This window comes from Pseudomonas sp. W17 (assembly GCF_040268305.1).
In the GTDB taxonomy this organism is placed as follows: domain Bacteria; phylum Pseudomonadota; class Gammaproteobacteria; order Pseudomonadales; family Pseudomonadaceae; genus Aquipseudomonas; species Aquipseudomonas protegens.
On the sequence record NZ_CP158490.1, the window covers coordinates 972,568 to 991,605 of the forward strand.

General features: G+C 58.9%; 17 protein-coding genes and 2 tRNA genes. 18 read left to right on the plus strand and 1 reads right to left on the minus strand.

Annotated features, from left to right (window positions below):
• The first annotated feature begins 47 nt into the window (after positions 1-47).
• The 4 genes from carA (at position 48) to ABCR88_RS04370 (ending at position 5,441) form a co-directional block, all read left to right on the plus strand.
• Positions 48-1,184 carry a glutamine-hydrolyzing carbamoyl-phosphate synthase small subunit gene (carA, locus tag ABCR88_RS04355; protein ID WP_011059191.1) on the plus strand — a complete coding sequence of 379 codons (1,137 nt, stop codon included), beginning with the start codon at positions 48-50 and terminating at the stop codon, positions 1,182-1,184.
• Between the two features lie 129 nt (positions 1,185-1,313).
• Positions 1,314-4,535 carry a carbamoyl-phosphate synthase large subunit gene (gene carB / locus ABCR88_RS04360; RefSeq protein ID WP_011059192.1) on the plus strand — a complete coding sequence of 1,074 codons (3,222 nt, stop codon included), beginning with the start codon at positions 1,314-1,316 and terminating at the stop codon, positions 4,533-4,535.
• Positions 4,532-5,008 (plus strand): transcription elongation factor GreA, encoded by a 477-nt coding sequence (gene greA, locus ABCR88_RS04365; RefSeq protein ID WP_011059193.1) that lies wholly within the window; start codon positions 4,532-4,534, stop codon positions 5,006-5,008. Before carB ends, greA begins: the two co-directional genes overlap by 4 nt.
• Before the next feature lie 28 nt (positions 5,009-5,036).
• The gene (locus ABCR88_RS04370; RefSeq protein ID WP_011059194.1) at positions 5,037-5,441 is read left to right on the plus strand and encodes a hypothetical protein; all 405 of its coding nucleotides are present in this window, start codon (positions 5,037-5,039) and stop codon (positions 5,439-5,441) included.
• A 12-nt stretch (positions 5,442-5,453) separates the two neighbouring features.
• Here the strand turns inward: ABCR88_RS04370 and ABCR88_RS04375 are convergent, their stop codons facing one another.
• On the minus strand, positions 5,454-5,762 hold the full coding sequence (locus ABCR88_RS04375; protein WP_007920867.1) for a YhbY family RNA-binding protein: 309 nt from the start codon (positions 5,760-5,762) through the stop codon (positions 5,454-5,456).
• Positions 5,763-5,866: 104 nt separating this feature from the next.
• On the opposite strand from ABCR88_RS04375, the gene rlmE reads away from it, so the two are divergent.
• The 14 genes from rlmE to rpsO all read left to right on the plus strand — a co-directional run bounded on the left by rlmE (position 5,867) and on the right by rpsO (position 18,843).
• Entirely contained in the window at positions 5,867-6,496 is a 630-nt protein-coding gene (rlmE, locus tag ABCR88_RS04380; RefSeq protein ID WP_011059196.1) for a 23S rRNA (uridine(2552)-2'-O)-methyltransferase RlmE, read from the plus strand.
• 201 nt (positions 6,497-6,697) lie between these two features.
• Positions 6,698-8,602, plus strand: coding sequence for an ATP-dependent zinc metalloprotease FtsH (gene ftsH / locus ABCR88_RS04385; RefSeq protein ID WP_011059197.1), 1,905 nt, complete (start codon positions 6,698-6,700; stop codon positions 8,600-8,602).
• 8 nt (positions 8,603-8,610) lie between these two features.
• Entirely contained in the window at positions 8,611-9,462 is an 852-nt protein-coding gene (gene folP / locus ABCR88_RS04390) for a dihydropteroate synthase (RefSeq protein WP_041115939.1), read from the plus strand.
• Between the two features lie 16 nt (positions 9,463-9,478).
• Positions 9,479-10,816 (plus strand): phosphoglucosamine mutase, encoded by a 1,338-nt coding sequence (gene glmM, locus ABCR88_RS04395; protein ID WP_041115940.1) that lies wholly within the window; start codon positions 9,479-9,481, stop codon positions 10,814-10,816.
• Between the two features lie 66 nt (positions 10,817-10,882).
• Positions 10,883-11,638, plus strand: a complete 756-nt coding sequence (gene tpiA / locus ABCR88_RS04400) for a triose-phosphate isomerase (RefSeq protein ID WP_015634119.1) — start codon at positions 10,883-10,885, stop codon at positions 11,636-11,638.
• Between the two features lie 4 nt (positions 11,639-11,642).
• Positions 11,643-12,026 (plus strand): preprotein translocase subunit SecG, encoded by a 384-nt coding sequence (gene secG / locus ABCR88_RS04405; protein ID WP_015634120.1) that lies wholly within the window; start codon positions 11,643-11,645, stop codon positions 12,024-12,026.
• A gap of 29 nt (positions 12,027-12,055) precedes the next feature.
• A tRNA-Leu gene (locus ABCR88_RS04410) sits at positions 12,056-12,141 on the plus strand.
• A 96-nt stretch (positions 12,142-12,237) separates the two neighbouring features.
• Positions 12,238-12,314, plus strand: a tRNA-Met gene (locus ABCR88_RS04415).
• A gap of 130 nt (positions 12,315-12,444) precedes the next feature.
• Positions 12,445-12,903 carry a ribosome maturation factor RimP gene (gene rimP, locus ABCR88_RS04420; protein ID WP_041120545.1) on the plus strand — a complete coding sequence of 153 codons (459 nt, stop codon included), beginning with the start codon at positions 12,445-12,447 and terminating at the stop codon, positions 12,901-12,903.
• Positions 12,904-12,950: 47 nt separating this feature from the next.
• Positions 12,951-14,432: a transcription termination factor NusA gene (nusA, locus tag ABCR88_RS04425; RefSeq protein WP_011059201.1), complete on the plus strand. Its 1,482-nt coding sequence runs from the start codon at positions 12,951-12,953 to the stop codon at positions 14,430-14,432.
• A gap of 27 nt (positions 14,433-14,459) precedes the next feature.
• Positions 14,460-16,976, plus strand: coding sequence for a translation initiation factor IF-2 (gene infB / locus ABCR88_RS04430; RefSeq protein WP_350023589.1), 2,517 nt, complete (start codon positions 14,460-14,462; stop codon positions 16,974-16,976).
• Positions 16,977-17,135: 159 nt separating this feature from the next.
• Positions 17,136-17,537: a 30S ribosome-binding factor RbfA gene (gene rbfA / locus ABCR88_RS04435; protein ID WP_011059203.1), complete on the plus strand. Its 402-nt coding sequence runs from the start codon at positions 17,136-17,138 to the stop codon at positions 17,535-17,537.
• Between the two features lie 3 nt (positions 17,538-17,540).
• Positions 17,541-18,458 carry a tRNA pseudouridine(55) synthase TruB gene (gene truB, locus ABCR88_RS04440; RefSeq protein ID WP_011059204.1) on the plus strand — a complete coding sequence of 306 codons (918 nt, stop codon included), beginning with the start codon at positions 17,541-17,543 and terminating at the stop codon, positions 18,456-18,458.
• 115 nt (positions 18,459-18,573) lie between these two features.
• Positions 18,574-18,843: a 30S ribosomal protein S15 gene (rpsO, locus tag ABCR88_RS04445; RefSeq protein WP_011059205.1), complete on the plus strand. Its 270-nt coding sequence runs from the start codon at positions 18,574-18,576 to the stop codon at positions 18,841-18,843.
• Positions 18,844-19,038: the final 195 nt, after the last annotated feature.

Genomic DNA, 19,038 nt, shown 5'->3' on the forward strand with positions numbered 1-19,038 from the left:
TTGCAACCTGCGATCGCCCTTTCAGGCTCTATTTACGGGAGGTCTTCTTGACTAAGCCAGCCATACTCGCCCTTGCTGATGGCAGCATTTTTCGTGGCGAAGCCATTGGAGCCGACGGTCAAACCGTTGGTGAGGTGGTGTTCAACACCGCAATGACCGGCTATCAGGAAATCCTTACCGATCCTTCCTACGCCCAACAGATCGTTACCCTGACTTACCCTCACATCGGCAACACCGGCACCACGCCGGAAGATGCCGAGTCCGACCGCGTCTGGTCGGCCGGCCTGGTCATCCGTGACCTGCCGCTGGTAGCCAGCAACTGGCGTAACACTCTGTCCCTGTCCGATTACCTGAAAGCCAACAACGTGGTGGCGATCGCTGGTATCGACACCCGTCGCCTGACCCGCATCCTGCGTGAGAAAGGTGCACAGAACGGCTGCATCATGGCCGGTGACAACATTTCCGAAGAAGCGGCGATCGCTGCAGCGCGCGGCTTCCCGGGCCTGAAAGGCATGGACCTGGCGAAAGTCGTCAGCACCAAGGAAAGCTACGAGTGGCGTTCGACTGTCTGGGATCTGAAGACCGACAGCCACGCCACCATCGAGGCTTCCGAGCTGCCGTATCACGTGGTTGCCTACGACTACGGGGTCAAGCTGAATATCCTGCGCATGCTGGTGGAGCGCGGTTGCCGCGTCACCGTGGTGCCTGCCCAGACCCCAGCGAGCGATGTGCTGGCTCTCAAGCCTGACGGTGTGTTCCTGTCCAACGGCCCAGGTGACCCCGAGCCTTGCGACTACGCCATCAAGGCGATCAAGGAAATCCTCGAAACCGAGATTCCGGTGTTCGGCATCTGCCTGGGTCACCAACTGCTGGCCCTGGCCTCTGGTGCCAAGACCCTGAAAATGGGCCACGGCCACCACGGTGCCAACCACCCGGTGCAGGATCTGGACAGCGGCGTGGTCATGATCACCAGCCAGAACCACGGTTTTGCGGTGGATGAAGCCACGCTGCCGGGCAACGTCCGGGCGATCCACAAGTCGCTGTTCGACGGCACCCTGCAGGGTATCGAGCGTACCGACAAGAGCGCGTTCAGCTTCCAGGGCCACCCGGAAGCCAGCCCGGGCCCGAACGATGTGGCGCCGCTGTTCGACCGCTTCATCAACGAGATGGCCAAGCGACGCTAAGCGCTCGCCTTGAAAGTGTAGCGAGCAGCGCTTGAGGGCGGCCCCGGCAAATCCGGCGGAACCCCTCGGGCGCCTCAGAGAATGTTCAAGACGGCTTGCCGACTGACCTGCGGATTTGAGTGACAACCCATGCCAAAACGTACAGACATTAAAAGCATCCTGATTCTTGGCGCTGGCCCGATCGTGATCGGCCAGGCCTGCGAATTCGACTACTCCGGCGCCCAGGCTTGCAAGGCCCTGCGCGAAGAGGGTTACCGGGTCATCCTGGTGAACTCCAACCCGGCCACCATCATGACCGACCCGGCCATGGCCGACGCCACCTACATCGAGCCGATCAAGTGGCAGACCGTTGCCAAGATCATCGAGAAAGAGCGTCCGGACGCGCTGCTGCCGACCATGGGCGGCCAGACTGCGCTGAACTGCGCCCTGGACCTGGAGCGTGAAGGCGTCCTGGAGAAGTTCGGCGTAGAGATGATCGGCGCCAACGCCGACACCATCGACAAGGCTGAAGACCGTTCGCGCTTCGACGCTGCCATGAAGTCCATCGGCCTGGCGTGCCCGCGTTCCGGTATTGCCCACAGCATGGAAGAGGCCAATGCGGTCCTCGACAAGCTGGGCTTCCCTTGCATCATCCGTCCATCCTTCACCATGGGGGGCACCGGTGGTGGCATCGCCTACAACCGCGAAGAGTTCGAAGAAATCTGCGCCCGCGGTCTGGACCTGTCGCCGACCAAGGAACTGCTGATCGACGAATCCCTGATCGGCTGGAAAGAGTACGAGATGGAGGTGGTCCGCGATAAGAAGGACAACTGCATCATCGTCTGCTCCATCGAGAACTTCGACCCGATGGGCGTGCACACCGGTGACTCCATCACCGTGGCTCCGGCACAGACCCTGACCGACAAGGAATACCAGATCCTGCGTAACGCCTCTCTGGCGGTGCTGCGCGAGATCGGTGTGGAAACTGGCGGTTCCAACGTGCAGTTCGGTATCTGCCCGAACACAGGCCGCATGGTCGTGATCGAGATGAACCCGCGGGTATCCCGTTCCTCGGCGCTGGCTTCGAAAGCCACCGGTTTCCCGATCGCCAAGGTCGCGGCCAAGCTGGCTGTCGGCTACACCCTGGACGAGCTGTCCAACGATATTACCGGCGGCAAGACCCCGGCGTCCTTCGAGCCGTCCATCGACTACGTCGTGACCAAGCTGCCACGCTTCGCCTTCGAGAAGTTCTCCAAGGCCGACGCGCGCCTGACCACCCAGATGAAGTCGGTGGGTGAGGTCATGGCCATCGGTCGGACCTTCCAGGAATCCCTGCAGAAAGCCCTGCGCGGTCTGGAAGTGGGCGTTTGCGGCCTGGATCCCAAGCTCGACCTGAGCAATCCGGAAAGCATGAACGTGCTCAAGCGCGAGCTGACCGTGCCCGGCGCCGAGCGTATCTGGTACGTGGCTGATGCCTTCCGTGCCGGCATGACCGTCGAGCAGATCTTCGGCATGAACATGATCGATCCTTGGTTCCTGGTGCAGATCGAAGACCTGATCAAGGAAGAAGAGAAGGTCAAGACCCTGGGCCTGTCGGCCATCGACCGCGACCTGATGTTCCGCCTCAAGCGCAAAGGCTTCTCCGACCAGCGTCTGGCCAAGCTGCTGGGCGTGACCGAGAAGAACCTGCGCACACATCGTCAGAAGCTGGAAGTGTTCCCGGTCTACAAGCGCGTCGACACCTGCGCCGCCGAGTTCGCCACCGACACCGCGTACCTGTACTCGACTTATGAAGAAGAGTGCGAAGCCGCACCTTCGACCCGTGACAAGATCATGATCCTGGGTGGTGGTCCAAACCGTATCGGCCAGGGCATCGAGTTCGACTACTGCTGCGTACACGCCGCCCTGGCGCTGCGCGACGATGGTTACGAAACCATCATGGTCAACTGCAACCCGGAAACCGTTTCCACCGACTACGACACTTCGGATCGCCTGTACTTCGAGCCAGTGACGCTGGAAGACGTGCTGGAAATCGTCCGTGTCGAGAAGCCAAAAGGCGTGATCGTGCAGTACGGCGGCCAGACTCCGCTGAAACTGGCTCGTGCCCTGGAAGCCGCCGGCGTGCCGATCATCGGCACCAGCCCAGACGCTATCGACCGTGCCGAAGACCGTGAGCGCTTCCAGCAGATGGTCGAACGCCTGAACCTGCGTCAGCCACCAAACGCTACCGTGCGCAGCGAAGACGAAGCGATTCGTGCCGCCGCCAAGATCGGTTACCCTCTGGTGGTGCGTCCGTCCTACGTGCTGGGCGGCCGGGCGATGGAAATCGTCTACGAGGAAGATGAACTCAAGCGCTACCTGCGGGAAGCGGTGCAAGTGTCCAACGACAGCCCGGTGCTGCTGGACCACTTCCTCAACTGCGCCATTGAAATGGACGTGGATGCGGTCTGCGACGGCACCGACGTAGTGATCGGCGCCATCATGCAGCACATCGAGCAGGCTGGCGTTCACTCCGGTGACTCTGCGTGCTCGCTGCCGCCGTACTCGCTGCCGGCGCACATCCAGGACGAGATGCGCGAGCAGGTCAAGAAAATGGCCCTGGAACTGGGTGTGGTTGGCCTGATGAACGTGCAGCTGGCCCTGCAAGGCGATCAGATCTACGTCATCGAAGTGAACCCGCGCGCTTCCCGGACCGTGCCGTTCGTTTCCAAGTGCATCGGTGTCTCCCTGGCGATGATCGCTGCTCGTGTGATGGCCGGTAAGACCCTGAAAGAGCTGGGCTTCACCAAGGAAATCATTCCGAACTTCTACAGCGTCAAGGAAGCGGTATTCCCGTTTGCCAAGTTCCCGGGTGTCGACCCGATCCTCGGCCCAGAGATGAAGTCCACCGGTGAAGTGATGGGCGTGGGCGACACCTTCGGCGAAGCCTTTGCCAAGGCCCAGATGGGTGCCAGCGAAGTGCTGCCGACCGGCGGTACTGCGTTCATCAGCGTGCGCGACGATGACAAACCTCTGGTTGCAGGCGTGGCCCGTGATCTGATCAACTTGGGCTTCGAAGTGGTCGCTACTGCGGGCACCGCCAAGCTGATCGAGGCGGCCGGTCTGAAAGTGCGTCGTGTGAACAAGGTGACTGAAGGTCGTCCGCATGTGGTCGATATGATCAAGAACGACGAAGTCACTCTAATCATCAACACCACTGAAGGCCGTCAGTCGATTGCTGACTCTTATTCCATTCGTCGTAACGCCTTGCAGCACAAGATCTACTGCACCACCACCATTGCTGCTGGCGAAGCTATCTGTGAAGCGTTGAAGTTCGGTCCGGAAAAGACCGTGCGTCGCTTGCAGGATCTACACGCAGGATTGAAGGCATGAATAAATACCCAATGACCGTCCAGGGCGCGCGCGCCCTGGAAGAAGAGCATGCTCACCTGACCAAGGTCGTGCGTCCGAAGCTCAGCCAGGACATCGGTACGGCCCGCGAGTTGGGTGACCTGAAGGAAAACGCCGAATACCATGCCGCTCGCGAACAGCAGGGCATGGTAGAAGCGCGGATCCGCGATATTGAAGGCCGCCTGCAGAACTCGGTGGTCATCGATGTCACGACCATTCCCCATACCGGCAAGGTGATCTTTGGCACCACGGTCGAAATCGCCAACGTCGAAACTGACGAAAGCGTCACCTACCAGATAGTGGGTGAGGACGAGGCTGACATCAAACTCGGTAAAATTTCCGTCGGCTCGCCGATCGCTCGCGCCTTGATTGCCAAGGAAGAGGGTGATGTGGTGGCGGTCAAAACGCCTGGTGGCGTTATCGAGTACGAGATTGTCGAAGTCCGTCACATTTGAAAGAAGGCGCCCGCTGCACGCGGGCGCCATGCTTTGGCAGCTGGCCCAGATGTTATGGGTCGGCGGCTTGTGGTTGTTGCATCTCGGCTTGCTGCCCGCCCTGGGGCAGATTGGCCTTGCCCCCTTGCTGATCGAAGAAATCTCGTCGCTGCTCAGTGCGTTGCTGGTAGGTTTTTCGGCGGCGTGCCTGGTCCTGCAGATACTGGTATTGATCCAGTCCGAAGGGCTGAGGAGCTTGTGGCGGGATATTCGGGGGCAACTGCTATTGATGGCGATGTATGCGTGTGCGATGTATTTCGTCGTACGCATCTTGTTGCCGGAAGCTCAGCGCTGGCAGTTGTTCAGCTATCTGGTCCTGGGTTTTTCCGGGCTGGTACTGGTGTTGCAGCCAGTGCCGGGATGGGGTGGCAGGGTGCGCCAGGCACACCCTTGACCCGAGTCGACGTCAGTGGAAACGATGGACGTTCGACAATTGCTTGTTTACCTTGGCGTTCTTGCGGTAGATCAGCGCCATCTTGCCGATGACCTGCACCAGATCCGCTTTGCCGGCCTTGCACAATTCGGCAATGGCTTCCAGGCGCGACTCGCGCTCGAGGATGTTGAGCTTGATCTTGATCAGCTCGTGATCGCTCAAGGCGCGTTCAAGTTCGGCTAATACACCTTCGGTCAAACCGTTGTCAGCCACAGTCAATACTGGTTTCAGATGGTGGCCAATGGATTTGTACTGTTTCTTCTGCTCTTGAGTGAGCGGCATAATCTGACCCCTGCGTCTGATCTTGTAAAAAGCGGCGGCCAGTTTACCCGAGCGAGTCCGGGACCGCCCAGTTAATCACGACCCGTTTTATTTTGAGGTGGCCCGTGGCCCGTTCCAAAACTAGCCATAACTGGCTGAAAGAGCACTTCAACGACCCATTCGTCAAAATGGCGCAAAAAGATGGGTACCGTTCCCGTGCCAGCTACAAACTGCTGGAGATCCAGGAAAAGGACCGCCTTATCCGTCCTGGCATGAGTGTTATCGACCTGGGGGCCGCCCCTGGTGGCTGGTCGCAGGTGACCAGTCGTCTGATTGGTGGCCAGGGGCGCCTGATTGCCTCGGACATCCTGGAAATGGACAGCATTCCCGATGTGACCTTTATTCAAGGGGACTTCACTGAGGATGCAGTACTGGCGCAGATCCTCGAGGCGGTTGGAAATTCTGAAGTTGACCTTGTGATTTCCGATATGGCCCCCAATATGAGTGGGTTAGCAGCCGTGGATATGCCGCGAGCGATGTTCCTGTGCGAGTTGGCGCTGGATCTTGCTGGTCGGGTCTTGCGTCCAGGTGGTGATTTTCTGATCAAGATCTTCCAGGGTGAAGGCTTCGATGAGTACCACAAGAGCGTGCGGCAGATGTTCGAGAAAGTGCAGATGCGCAAACCGTCATCATCTCGTGACCGTTCTCGGGAGCAATACTTGCTGGGGCGCGGCTTCCGTGGTCGTAGTGAGTAAGTAAGAGTTTTGACTGGGGTGATAGGATTTTCGTATTTCGCCCCGTCAGATTAAGCGCATATTGTGTAGTCTAAGTTTCACATAGGGTTACAGACAGCGCCTGCCAGAGCTGTAGGTAATGTAGTAAGTTAGGCCGGTGAATATCATGCGAAGCGCGCGCCAGTAGCGGAGCTTGCTTCAGAGGGTAGTTAATTGAACGACATGGCAAAGAATCTGATCCTGTGGTTGATCATCGCCGCCGTCTTGGTGACGGTGATGAACAACTTCTCCAGCCCTAACGAGCCGCAGACCCTCAACTATTCCGACTTCATCCAGCAAGTTAAGGATGGCAAGGTCGAGCGCGTAGCGGTTGATGGCTACGTGATTACCGGCAAGCGCAACGATGGCGACAGCTTCAAGACCATTCGTCCTGCCATTCAGGACAATGGCCTGATCGGCGACCTGGTGGACAACCACGTGGTGGTCGAAGGCAAGCAGCCTGAACAGCAAAGCATCTGGACCCAACTGCTGGTGGCCAGCTTCCCGATCCTGGTGATCATCGCGGTGTTCATGTTCTTCATGCGCCAGATGCAGGGTGGCGCCGGAGGCAAGGGCGGGCCGATGAGTTTTGGCAAGAGCAAGGCGCGCTTGCTGTCTGAAGATCAGGTGAAAACCACCTTGGCTGACGTTGCCGGTTGCGACGAGGCCAAGGAAGAAGTAGGTGAGTTGGTTGAATTCCTCCGTGACCCAGGCAAGTTCCAGCGTCTGGGCGGTCGTATTCCTCGCGGCGTGTTGATGGTGGGCCCACCAGGTACCGGTAAGACGTTGCTGGCCAAAGCCATCGCTGGTGAAGCCAAAGTGCCTTTCTTCACCATTTCCGGTTCCGACTTCGTCGAGATGTTCGTCGGTGTGGGTGCCAGCCGCGTCCGTGACATGTTCGAGCAAGCCAAGAAGCATGCTCCTTGCATCATCTTCATCGACGAGATCGACGCCGTCGGTCGTCACCGTGGCGCCGGCATGGGCGGCGGTCATGATGAGCGTGAGCAGACCCTCAACCAGTTGCTGGTTGAGATGGATGGTTTCGAAATGAACGACGGCATCATCGTGATCGCCGCGACCAACCGTCCTGACGTACTGGACCCGGCCTTGCTGCGTCCTGGCCGTTTCGACCGTCAGGTCGTGGTTGGCCTGCCGGACATTCGTGGTCGCGAACAGATTCTCAAGGTGCACATGCGTAAAGTGCCAATGGGCGACGACGTCGCACCTGCGGTAATCGCCCGCGGTACCCCGGGTTTCTCCGGTGCCGACCTGGCGAATCTGGTCAACGAGGCCTCGCTGTTTGCGGCGCGTACCGGCAAGCGCATCGTTGAAATGAAGGAATTCGAACTGGCCAAGGACAAGATCATGATGGGCGCGGAGCGCAAATCCATGGTCATGTCCGAAAAAGAGAAGCAGAACACGGCTTATCACGAAGCAGGCCACGCCATTGTTGGTCGTGTCGTGCCGGAGCACGACCCGGTCTACAAGGTGTCGATCATTCCTCGCGGCCGTGCCTTGGGTGTCACCATGTTCCTGCCGGAAGAAGATCGCTACAGTCTCTCCAAGCGTGCCTTGATCAGCCAGATCTGCTCGCTCTACGGCGGTCGTATCGCCGAAGAAATGACCCTTGGCTTCGACGGCGTGACCACCGGCGCCTCCAACGACATCATGCGTGCCAGCCAGATCGCGCGGAACATGGTGACCAAATGGGGTCTTTCCGAGAAGCTTGGTCCGCTGATGTATGCCGAAGAAGAGGGTGAGGTGTTCCTGGGGCGCAGCGCGGGTAGCCAGCATGCGAGCCTGTCTGCGGAAACGGCGAAACTGATCGACTCCGAGGTGCGCAGCATCATCGATCAGTGCTACGGCACCGCCAAGCAGATCCTGACGGACAACCGCGACAAGCTGGATGCCATGGCAGACGCCCTGATGAAGTACGAAACCATCGACGCCGATCAGATCGACGACATCATGGCAGGGCGTACTCCACGCGAACCTCGTGATTGGGAGGGCGGCTCGGGTACTCCTCCTCCAGTAGTGCAGAATGAGCGTCCGGAAACACCCATTGGCGGCCCAGCAGCCGACCACTAAGGTTTTAAATGACTTCTGTTCCTTCCTCCACCCGGTTGCCTTGCGGCAACCGGGTTCTTGATTTGGCCCGTGCGCATGTCATGGGCATCTTGAATGTAACTCCCGACTCCTTCTCTGATGGTGGCCGCTTCAGCCAGCTTGATCTGGCTTTGCAGCATGCCGAGGCCATGGTTGCGGCCGGTGCTACGCTGATTGATGTCGGTGGCGAATCCACTCGCCCGGGTGCCCGTGCGGTATCGCCGCTGGAGGAGTTGGAGCGAGTCGCGCCTGTGGTCGAGCGCATCCACCGTGAGTTGGATGTGATCATTTCTGTTGATACCTCGACACCGGCGGTGATGCGTGAAACCGCTCGCCTCGGCGCAGGGCTGATCAATGACGTTCGTTCATTGCGCCGGGAGGGTGCCCTGGATGCGGCGGCGGCCACTGGCTTGCCGGTGTGTCTGATGCACATGCTGGGTGAGCCCGGTGATATGCAGGACAACCCGCATTATCAGGACGTGACCCGAGAGGTTGCCGAGTTCCTGGTTGAGCGCATGGCCCAGTGTGCGTCAGTGGGCATCGGTCCAGAGCGGATTGTGCTCGATCCGGGCTTTGGCTTTGCCAAGACCCTGCAACACAACCTGAGCCTGTTCAAGCATATGGATGCCTTGCATGCCCTTGGGCGCCCGTTGTTGGTTGGGGTGTCGCGCAAGAGCATGATTGGCCAGGCCTTGAATCGCCCCGTAGGTGAGCGATTGCACGGCAGTCTGGCGCTAGCGGCCCTGGCAGTGTCCAAGGGCGCGAAAATTATCCGTGTCCATGATGTCGCCGAGACCGTGGATGTGGTGCGAATGATTGCGGCAGTGGAATCCGCCGAATAAGAATGATGGAGTACTTATGACTAAAAAATACTTTGGCACCGACGGCATCCGTGGCCGTGTAGGCCAATTCCCTATCACTCCTGATTTCATGCTCAAGCTCGGCTGGGCCGCCGGCATGGCATTTCGCAGCATGGGCGCCTGCCGCGTGCTGGTGGGCAAGGATACGCGTATCTCCGGGTACATGTTCGAGTCTGCACTGGAGGCCGGGTTGTCTGCAGCTGGTGCTGATGTGATGCTCCTGGGGCCGATGCCGACTCCGGCCATTGCTTACCTGACGCGTACTTTCCATGCGGAGGCGGGCATCGTTATCAGTGCCTCGCACAATCCTCATGATGACAACGGCATCAAGTTTTTCTCGGGCGAAGGCACCAAACTGCCTGACGAGGTCGAGCTGATGATCGAGGAGTTGCTGGATGCGCCGATGACCGTGGTGGAGTCGAGCAAGCTCGGCAAGGTTTCGCGGATCAACGACGCTTCAGGGCGTTATATCGAATTCTGCAAAAGCAGCGTGCCTTCCAGCACCAGCTTCGCTGGTTTGAAAGTTGTTCTCGACTGCGCTCATGGCGCGACCTACAAGGTGGCGCCAAGCGTGTTCCGCGAGTTGGGGGCGCAGGTCACTGTGCTGTCCGCGCAACCCAATGGCTTGAACATCAACGAAAACTGCGGCTCGACCCACATGGGCCAATTGCAGGCGGCTGTCCTGGCCGAGCATGCGGACCTGGGGATCGCCTTTGATGGCGATGGTGACCGGGTGCTGATGGTCGATCAGACTGGTGCGATCGTGGATGGTGATGAGCTGCTGTTCATCATCGCTCGCGACCTGCATGAGCGTGACAAGCTGCAAGGCGGTGTGGTCGGAACGCTCATGAGCAACCTGGGGCTGGAACTGGCCCTGGCGGACTTGGGCATCCCCTTTGTGCGGGCCAACGTCGGTGACCGTTATGTGATCGCCGAGCTGCTGGAGCGCAATTGGCTGGTAGGTGGCGAAAACTCCGGGCACATCGTGTGCTTCCGTCATGCTACTACCGGGGATGCGATCATCGCCGCGCTGCAGGTGCTGATGGCGCTCAAGGCTCGTGGTGAAAGCCTGGCCCAGTCCCGTCAGGGGCTGCGCAAGTGTCCTCAGGTGCTGGTCAATGTGCGCTTTGGCGGCGGTGAGAACCCGGTCGAGCATCCTGCGGTGAAAGAGGCTTGCGAGCGTGTCACGGCCGCTATGGCTGGGCGTGGTCGGGTTCTGTTGCGCAAGTCGGGTACTGAGCCTCTGGTGCGCGTGATGGTTGAAGGCGACGACGAAGCTCAGGTTCGCGCTTACGCCGAAGAGCTGGCGAAACTGGTTGCTGAAGTTTCTGCCTGATTTCGGCTTGCCAGTGTTGTTTTGGTTGGGTAACATCTGCGCCCACTTTGACCGACGAGGTACAGCATGCGTCGCCCTATGGTAGCTGGTAACTGGAAGATGCACGGTACCCGCGCCAGCGTCGCTGAGCTGATCAACGGCCTTCGTCATCTGGCCTTGCCAAGCGGTGTTGATGTCGCGGTATTCCCGCCTTGCTTGCATATCAATCAAGTGATTGATGGCTTGAAGGGTAAGTCGATTCAGGTCGGCGCGCAGAACTCTGCGGTGGAATCCATGCAAGGTGCATTGACGGGCGAGATCGCCCCGAGTCAGTTGGTGGATGCAGGTTGTTCCCTGGTGCTGGTTGGGCACTCCGAGCGCCGCCTGATCATGGGTGAGCGTGACGCGACTCTCAATCGCAAGTTCGCAGCGGCGCAGGCCTGTGGCTTGAAGCCGGTTCTGTGTGTAGGGGAGACCCTCGAGCAGCGCGAAGCCGGGAAGACTCTAGAGGTTGTCGGGCGTCAGCTGGGCAGCATCATCGAAGAGTTGGGTGTTGGTGCGTTCGCCAATGCTGTTATCGCTTACGAGCCGGTCTGGGCCATTGGTACCGGGCTGACTGCGACACCGCAGCAGGCGCAGGATGTGCACGCAGCTATCCGCGCGCAGTTGGCGGCAGAAAATTCTGAAGTGGCACGAGGTGTGCGGCTTCTATACGGCGGCAGCGTGAAGGCGGCCAATGCGGTCGAACTGTTCGGCATGCCGGATATCGATGGGGGGCTCATTGGTGGAGCTTCCCTGAATGCAGATGAGTTCGGTGCGATCTGTCGCGCCGCGGGAAACTGAAAAAATGCTGGAAACAGTCGTAGTCGTTTTTCATCTGCTGGGTGCCCTGGGCGTAGTTGCTCTGGTTTTGCTGCAGCAGGGTAAAGGTGCGGATGCTGGCGCGTCTTTCGGTGCAGGTGCTTCAAATACTGTGTTCGGAAGCCAAGGTTCCTCTACCTTTCTTAGTAAGTTTACTGCTATACTTGCCGCCGGTTTCTTCATAACCAGCTTGGGGTTAGGTTACTTTGCTAAAGAGAAAGCTCACCAGCTGACTCAAGTAGGTTTGCCAGATCCAGCAGTGCTTGAAGTACCGAAGCAAAAACCGGCTTCTGATGATGTCCCGGTGCTCCAAGAGCAAAAGTCGGCCAACAGCGCGACTGACGTACCTCCAGCTCCAGAGCAGAAGTAAGAAGAGTTTCACGCAGTAACGTAGTCTATGCCGAGGTGGTGGAATTGGTAGACACGCAACCTTGAGGTGGTTGTGCCCATAGGGTGTAGGGGTTCGAGTCCCCTTCTCGGTACCAATTATCAGGAGAGCCCGCTGTTGCGGGCTTTCTTGTAGGTGGAAGGTTACATTGACCCAAAAAGGGATCAGTCGTATACTTCCGCCCCAGCTTTGTCGCGGGGTGGAGCAGTCTGGTAGCTCGTCGGGCTCATAACCCGAAGGTCGTCGGTTCAAATCCGGCCCCCGCAACCAGTTTTAGCGGAGCCCCTTTTCAGGGGCTTTTTGTTAGCTGGACACTTTACAACGCCGCTATTCAACGGCGTTTCCGGGATGGGCGCTTCGCCCATTTTTTATTTGCACAAGCATGCACGAGGGGGTTCAGGTGTCGAGCAAGCTAGAACAGTTGCAGGCCTTGTTGGCCCCGGTGGTCGTGGCCCTTGGCTATGAATGCTGGGGTATTGAGTTTTCGGCTCAGGGTCGCCACTCATTGTTGCGCGTTTATATCGATAAAGAAGGCGGCGTGCTGGTGGACGATTGCGCCATCGTCAGCCGTCAGATCAGTGGTGTTCTCGACGTAGAAGATCCGATCTCCGTTGAATACACCCTTGAAGTTTCCTCTCCTGGCATGGAACGCCCACTGTTCACTCTTGAACAGTTTGCCAAGTATGTCGGTGAGCAAGTGAAGATCAAACTGCGCTCGCCCTTCGAAGGTCGGCGTAATTTTCAGGGCCTTCTCCGCGGGGTGGAGGAACAGGATGTCGTGGTGCAAGTGGATGACCATGAGTTCCTGTTGCCGATCGATATGATCGACAAGGCCAACATAATTCCCAGTTTTGACTGAGACGCGGATCCCGCGGATCCAATGGCTTGCGAAAGGCGAGGCGTACGATGAGCAAAGAAGTACTGCTGGTTGTTGAGTCGGTATCCAATGAAAAGGGTGTACCGGCAAGCGTAATTTTTGAAGCGCTGGAGCTGGCTCTGGCCACTGCTACCAAGAAGCGTTTTGAGGACGAAGTAGACCTGCGTGTGGAAATCAATCGCCACACCGGTTCCTACGAAACTTTCCGTCGCTGGACGGTGGTCGAAGAAGCCGACCTGGATGATCCAGCGGTCGAGACCTGGTTGAGCAAGGCTCGCGAAACCCATCCCGACGCCAAAGTCGGTGATGTGATCGAAGAAAAGATCGAATCCATCGAGTTCGGCCGCATCGCTGCCCAGACCGCCAAGCAGGTCATCGTGCAGAAGGTTCGCGAAGCCGAGCGCGCACAGGTAGTTGATGCCTATCGCGAGCGCCTGGGGGAAATCATCTCCGGCACCGTGAAAAAAGTGACACGTGACAACGTGATCGTCGACCTGGGTAACAACGCCGAGGCGTTGCTGGCCCGTGAAGACATCATCTCCCGTGAGACTTTCCGGGTTGGCGTGCGCCTGCGCGCGCTGCTCAAGGAAATCCGCACCGAGAACCGCGGCCCGCAGCTGATCCTGTCGCGTACCGCGCCGGAAATGCTGATCGAGCTGTTCCGTATCGAAGTGCCGGAAATTGCCGAAGGCCTGATCGAAGTAATGGCCGCCTCCCGTGATCCGGGTTCGCGGGCCAAGATCGCAGTTCGCTCCAAGGACAAGCGCATCGACCCGCAGGGCGCGTGCATTGGTATGCGCGGTTCGCGCGTCCAGGCCGTTTCCGGTGAGTTGGGTGGCGAGCGTGTGGATATCGTCCTGTGGGATGAGAACCCGGCGCAGTTCGTGATCAACGCCATGTCGCCGGCCGAAGTCGCGGCAATTATCGTCGACGAAGATGCCCATGCCATGGACATCGCCGTTGGCGCAGACAATCTGGCTCAAGCCATCGGTCGTGGTGGTCAGAACGTGCGTCTGGCCAGCCAACTGACTGGCTGGACCCTGAACGTGATGACCGAATCGGACATCCAGGCCAAGCAGCAAGCAGAAACCGGCGACATCCTGCGCAATTTCATCGACGAGCTGGAAGTCGATGAAGAACTGGCACAGGTTCTGGTTGATGAAGGCTTCACCAGCCTGGAAGAGATTGCCTACGTACCGCTGGAAGAAATGCTCAACATCGACGGCTTTGACGAAGATATCGTCAACGAGCTTCGCGCTCGGGCCAAGGATCGCTTGTTGACTAAAGCCATCGCTACTGAGGAAAAGCTGGCAGACGCCCATCCGGCCGAAGACCTGCTCTCGCTTGAGGGTATGGACAAGGATTTGGCGATGGAACTGGCGGTGCGCGGCGTAATTACCCGCGAAGACCTGGCCGAGCAGTCTATTGACGACCTGCTCGACATCGACGGCATTGACGATGATCGTGCCGGCAAGTTGATCATGGCCGCCCGAGCCCACTGGTTCGAGTAATTAGGCGCGGCCTGAGGAGAGAAGTGCATGACGCAAGTCACGGTGAAACAACTGGCCGATGAGGTCAAAACACCGGTAGAGCGCCTGCTGCAGCAGATGCGTGAGGCAGGTCTGCCGCACACCGCCGCCGAGGAACATGTGAGCGACAGTGAGAAGCAGTCGTTGCTGACTCACCTGAAAAGCAGCCACAAGGCGAAAGTGGAAGAACCACGCAAAATTACTTTGCAGCGCAAGACCACCAGCACCCTGCGGGTTGCTGGCAGCAAGAGCATCAGCGTTGAAGTGCGCAAGAAGAAAGTCTTCGTACAGCGCAGCCCGGAAGAAATCGAAGCCGAGCGTCAACGCGAACTGGAAGAACGTCGTGCAGTAGAAAATGCTGCTCGTCAGAAGGCTGAAGAAGAAACCAAGCGTCGCGCCGAAGAAGAAGCGCGTCGCCAGCCTGCTCCGGTTGCCGAGCCGGTTGCTGCGCAATCAGCAGCTCCTGCTCCAGCGCCTGTAGTCGAGCCTGTGCAGGAAGCTCCGGTGGCCGCTGCGGCTCCAGCAGCTGACGCGCGCAAGAAAGACGAACAGCGCCGTCCGGACAAGACCCGCAACGACGACAACCGTCGTGGCGGCGATGGCGAGCGCAAAAATGCTCCGCATCGTGCTTCGGTCAAGGAAAAGGCCCCAGCTCCGCGCGTTGCCCCACGTACCACCGACGAAGAAAGCGATGGCTTCCGTCGTGGTGGTCGCGGCAAGGCCAAGCTGAAGAAGCGCAATGCTCACGGTTTCCAGAGCCCAACCGGGCCAGTGGTACGTGACGTGCAGATCGGCGAGACCATCACTGTGGGCGAACTGGCCCAGCAGATGTCGGTCAAGGCTGCCGAAGTCATCAAGTTCATGTTCAAGCTGGGTACTCCAGCCACCATCAACCAGGTTCTGGACCAGGAAACTGCCCAGCTGGTTGCTGAAGAACTGGGCCACAAAGTGACCCTGGTCAGCGACACCGCCCTGGAAGATTCCCTGGCCGAGTCCCTGAAGTTCGAAGGTGAAGCAGTTGCCCGTGCGCCGGTCGTGACCGTAATGGGCCACGTTGACCACGGTAAGACTTCGTTGCTGGACTACATCCGTCGCGCCAAAGTGGCCGCGGGCGAGGCCGGCGGCATCACCCAGCACATCGGTGCCTACCACGTAGAAACCGAGCGCGGCATGGTCACTTTCCTCGACACCCCTGGTCACGCCGCGTTTACCGCCATGCGTGCCCGTGGTGCCAAGGCCACCGACATTGTGATCCTGGTGGTTGCAGCGGACGACGGCGTGATGCCGCAGACCGTTGAAGCCGTTCAGCACGCACAAGCTGCCGGCGTTCCGCTGGTGGTTGCGGTGAACAAGATCGACAAGCCGGGCGCCGACCTGGACCGTATCCGCAGTGAGCTTTCGGTTCACGGCGTGACGTCGGAAGACTGGGGTGGTGATACTCCATTCGTACCGGTCTCCGCGAAAATGGGTACCGGTGTCGACGACCTGCTGGAAGCTGTTCTGCTGCAGGCCGAAGTTCTGGAACTCAAGGCGACTCCTTCGGCCCCGGGCCGCGGTGTCGTGGTCGAGTCCCGCCTCGACAAGGGCCGCGGCCCGGTAGCTACCGTGCTGGTTCAGGACGGTACGCTGCGTCAAGGCGACATGGTGCTGGTCGGTTCGAACTATGGCCGCGTGCGCGCCATGCTCGATGAGAACGGCAAGCCAATCAAGGAAGCCGGTCCTTCCATTCCGGTCGAGATCCTCGGCCTGGACGGTACTCCGGACGCTGGCGACGAGATGAGCGTGGTTGCCGACGAGAAGAAAGCCCGTGAAGTGGCTTTGTTCCGTCAAGGCAAGTTTCGCGAGGTCAAGCTGGCCCGTGCTCACGCCGGCAAGCTGGAAAACATCTTCGAAAGCATGGGCCAGGAAGAGAAGAAGACGCTCAACATCGTCCTCAAATCCGACGTCCGTGGTTCGCTGGAAGCTCTGCAAGGCGCTCTGAACGGCCTGGGCAACGACGAAGTGCAAGTGCGCGTAGTGGGCGGCGGCGTCGGTGGTATCACCGAAAGCGACGCCAACCTGGCACTGGCCTCCAACGCTGTACTGTTCGGCTTCAACGTGCGCGCCGATGCCGGCGCACGGAAGATCGTCGAGCAGGAAGGTCTGGATATGCGTTACTACAACGTGATCTACGACATCATCGAAGACGTCAAGAAAGCCCTGACCGGTATGCTGGGCAGCGACGTTCGGGAGAACATCCTGGGTGTTGCCGAAGTTCGCGACGTGTTCCGCTCGCCGAAGTTTGGTGCGATCGCCGGTTGCATGGTCATCGAAGGTGTCGTGCACCGTAACCGTCCAATCCGCGTACTGCGTGAAGACATCGTTATCTTCGAAGGCGAGCTTGAATCCCTGCGCCGCTTCAAGGATGACGCCTCTGAAGTACGTGCCGGCATGGAATGCGGTATCGGCGTGAAGAGCTACAACGACGTCAAAGTCGGCGACAAGATCGAAGTCTTCGAGAAGGTCCAGGTTGCTCGCAGCCTCTAACTCGCGCACTTCAAGAGCCCTGATGGCCGCTCGCATGCAAATGCACGGCGCCCTCGGCGGCCTCTAAACGCAACGCCCGGTCTGGCTTCTGCCAGGCCGGGCGTTTGCCGCTTTCAGACCACACGGGTTTCACCGTGAGGCAGTAACAGGTAACAAGACATGGCAAAAGAATACAGCCGTACCCAACGTATCGGTGATCAGATGCAGCGCGAACTGGCGCAACTGATCCGTCGTGAAGTCAAGGATCCACGCGTCGGCCTGGTGACCATCACCGCCGTGGAAGTCAGCCGCGACGTCGGCCACGCGAAGATCTTCATCACCGTGATGGGCCAGGAAAACGCCGAACAAATCGCCCAGAGCATCAAGGTGCTGAACTCGGCGGCAGGTTTCCTGCGCATGCAATTGGCCAAGGAAATGAAGCTGCGCAGCGTGCCGCAACTGCACTTCCATTACGACGAGAGCGTGGCCCGCGGGGCGCACCTGTCGGCCCTGATCGAGCGTGCCGTGGCTGAAGACAGCCAGCATGGCGACGCGCCTGCCCCTGAAGACGCCAAGGAGTAAGCGGTGGCTCAGGTCAAGCGTATCCGTCGTAACGTCAGCGGCATCATCCTCCTGGACAAGCCGCTGGGCTTCACCTCCAACGCGGCGCTGCAGAAGGTCCGTTGGCTGCTCAATGCCGAGAAGGCCGGCCACACCGGTAGCCTCGACCCCCTGGCCACCGGCGTTTTGCCGCTGTGCTTTGGCGAGGCCACCAAGTTCTCGCAATACCTGCTCGATTCCGACAAGGGTTACGAAACCCTGGCTCAGTTGGGCAAGACCACCACCACCGCGGACGCTGAAGGCGAAGTTTTGCAGACCCGCGAAGTGACCGTTGGTCGTGCCGATATCGAGGCGGTATTGCCGGAATTTCGTGGCGAAATCAAGCAGATACCGCCGATGTACTCGGCCCTCAAACGCGATGGCCAGCCACTCTACAAACTGGCTCGTGCAGGGGAAGTGGTGGAGCGCGAACCGCGTTCTGTTACTATTGCGCGCTTGGAATTGCTCGCCTTCGAAGGTGACACTGCTCGCCTGGCGGTGGACTGCAGCAAAGGCACCTATATCCGCACCCTGGTGGAAGATATCGGTGAAAAGCTCGGCTGTGGTGCCTACGTTGCAGAACTGCGACGGACCCAGGCCGGACCTTTCAGCCTGGCCCAGACGGTCACCCTGGAAGAGCTTGAAGCGGTGCACGCCGAAGGCGGCAACGAAGCGGTAGACCGCTTCCTGATGCCATCGGACAGCGGTCTGCTGGATTGGCCGCTGCTGCAGTTCTCGGAGCACAGCGCGTTCTACTGGCTCAACGGCCAGCCGGTACGTGCCCCGGATGCACCGAAGTTCGGCATGGTGCGGGTACAGGATCACAACGGTCGCTTCATCGGTATCGGTGAAGTGAGCGAAGACGGGCGCATCGCGCCGCGTCGACTGATTCGGTCAGAATGACCGGACGAGGGTGGCTGTTAACAGGCACGGTCACTACTCATTTATAGATACAGGGATTTGTCCCTGGCCTGTTGAAACTGTTCTTGAACAGTTTCCTGATATAAGGATTGCCCACATGGCACTCAGCGTTGAAGAAAAAGCTCAGATCGTAACCGACTACCAGCAAGCTGTTGGTGACACTGGTTCGCCAGAAGTGCAAGTTGCACTGCTGACCGCCAACATCAACAAACTGCAAGGTCACTTCAAAGCCAACGGTAAAGACCACCACTCCCGTCGTGGCCTGATCCGCATGGTAAACCAGCGTCGTAAGCTGCTGGACTACCTGAAAGGCAAGGACCTGAGCCGTTACAGCACCCTGATCGGTCGTCTGGGTCTGCGTCGCTAATCAGCGATTGCGCTATGAGGTTGGTTGTTTGCCATGCGTCAGCGGTTTTTCCGCCGGCGTATGGCAGGCTTCCAGCCTCAAGTTTTATCTGCTGCACTGTTTTACCTGGACAATAAAGGCTGGGCCGATTCCCCGCATTGCCCAAGAATTTCGCAAGAAGCAAGTTTCCCCAAGAGCCACAAAGAAGGTAGGACA

Coding starts and splice junctions, on each gene's coding strand:
- carB (WP_011059192.1), top strand. CDS start 1,314: ATGCCAAAACGTACAGACATTAAAAGCATCCTGATTCTTGGCGCTGGC.
- greA (WP_011059193.1), top strand. CDS start 4,532: ATGAATAAATACCCAATGACCGTCCAGGGCGCGCGCGCCCTGGAAGAA.
- ABCR88_RS04370 (WP_011059194.1), top strand. CDS start 5,037: ATGCTTTGGCAGCTGGCCCAGATGTTATGGGTCGGCGGCTTGTGGTTG.
- ABCR88_RS04375 (WP_007920867.1), bottom strand. CDS start 5,762: ATGCCGCTCACTCAAGAGCAGAAGAAACAGTACAAATCCATTGGCCAC.
- ftsH (WP_011059197.1), top strand. CDS start 6,698: ATGGCAAAGAATCTGATCCTGTGGTTGATCATCGCCGCCGTCTTGGTG.
- folP (WP_041115939.1), top strand. CDS start 8,611: ATGACTTCTGTTCCTTCCTCCACCCGGTTGCCTTGCGGCAACCGGGTT.
- glmM (WP_041115940.1), top strand. CDS start 9,479: ATGACTAAAAAATACTTTGGCACCGACGGCATCCGTGGCCGTGTAGGC.
- tpiA (WP_015634119.1), top strand. CDS start 10,883: ATGCGTCGCCCTATGGTAGCTGGTAACTGGAAGATGCACGGTACCCGC.
- secG (WP_015634120.1), top strand. CDS start 11,643: ATGCTGGAAACAGTCGTAGTCGTTTTTCATCTGCTGGGTGCCCTGGGC.
- nusA (WP_011059201.1), top strand. CDS start 12,951: ATGAGCAAAGAAGTACTGCTGGTTGTTGAGTCGGTATCCAATGAAAAG.
- infB (WP_350023589.1), top strand. CDS start 14,460: ATGACGCAAGTCACGGTGAAACAACTGGCCGATGAGGTCAAAACACCG.
- rbfA (WP_011059203.1), top strand. CDS start 17,136: ATGGCAAAAGAATACAGCCGTACCCAACGTATCGGTGATCAGATGCAG.
- rpsO (WP_011059205.1), top strand. CDS start 18,574: ATGGCACTCAGCGTTGAAGAAAAAGCTCAGATCGTAACCGACTACCAG.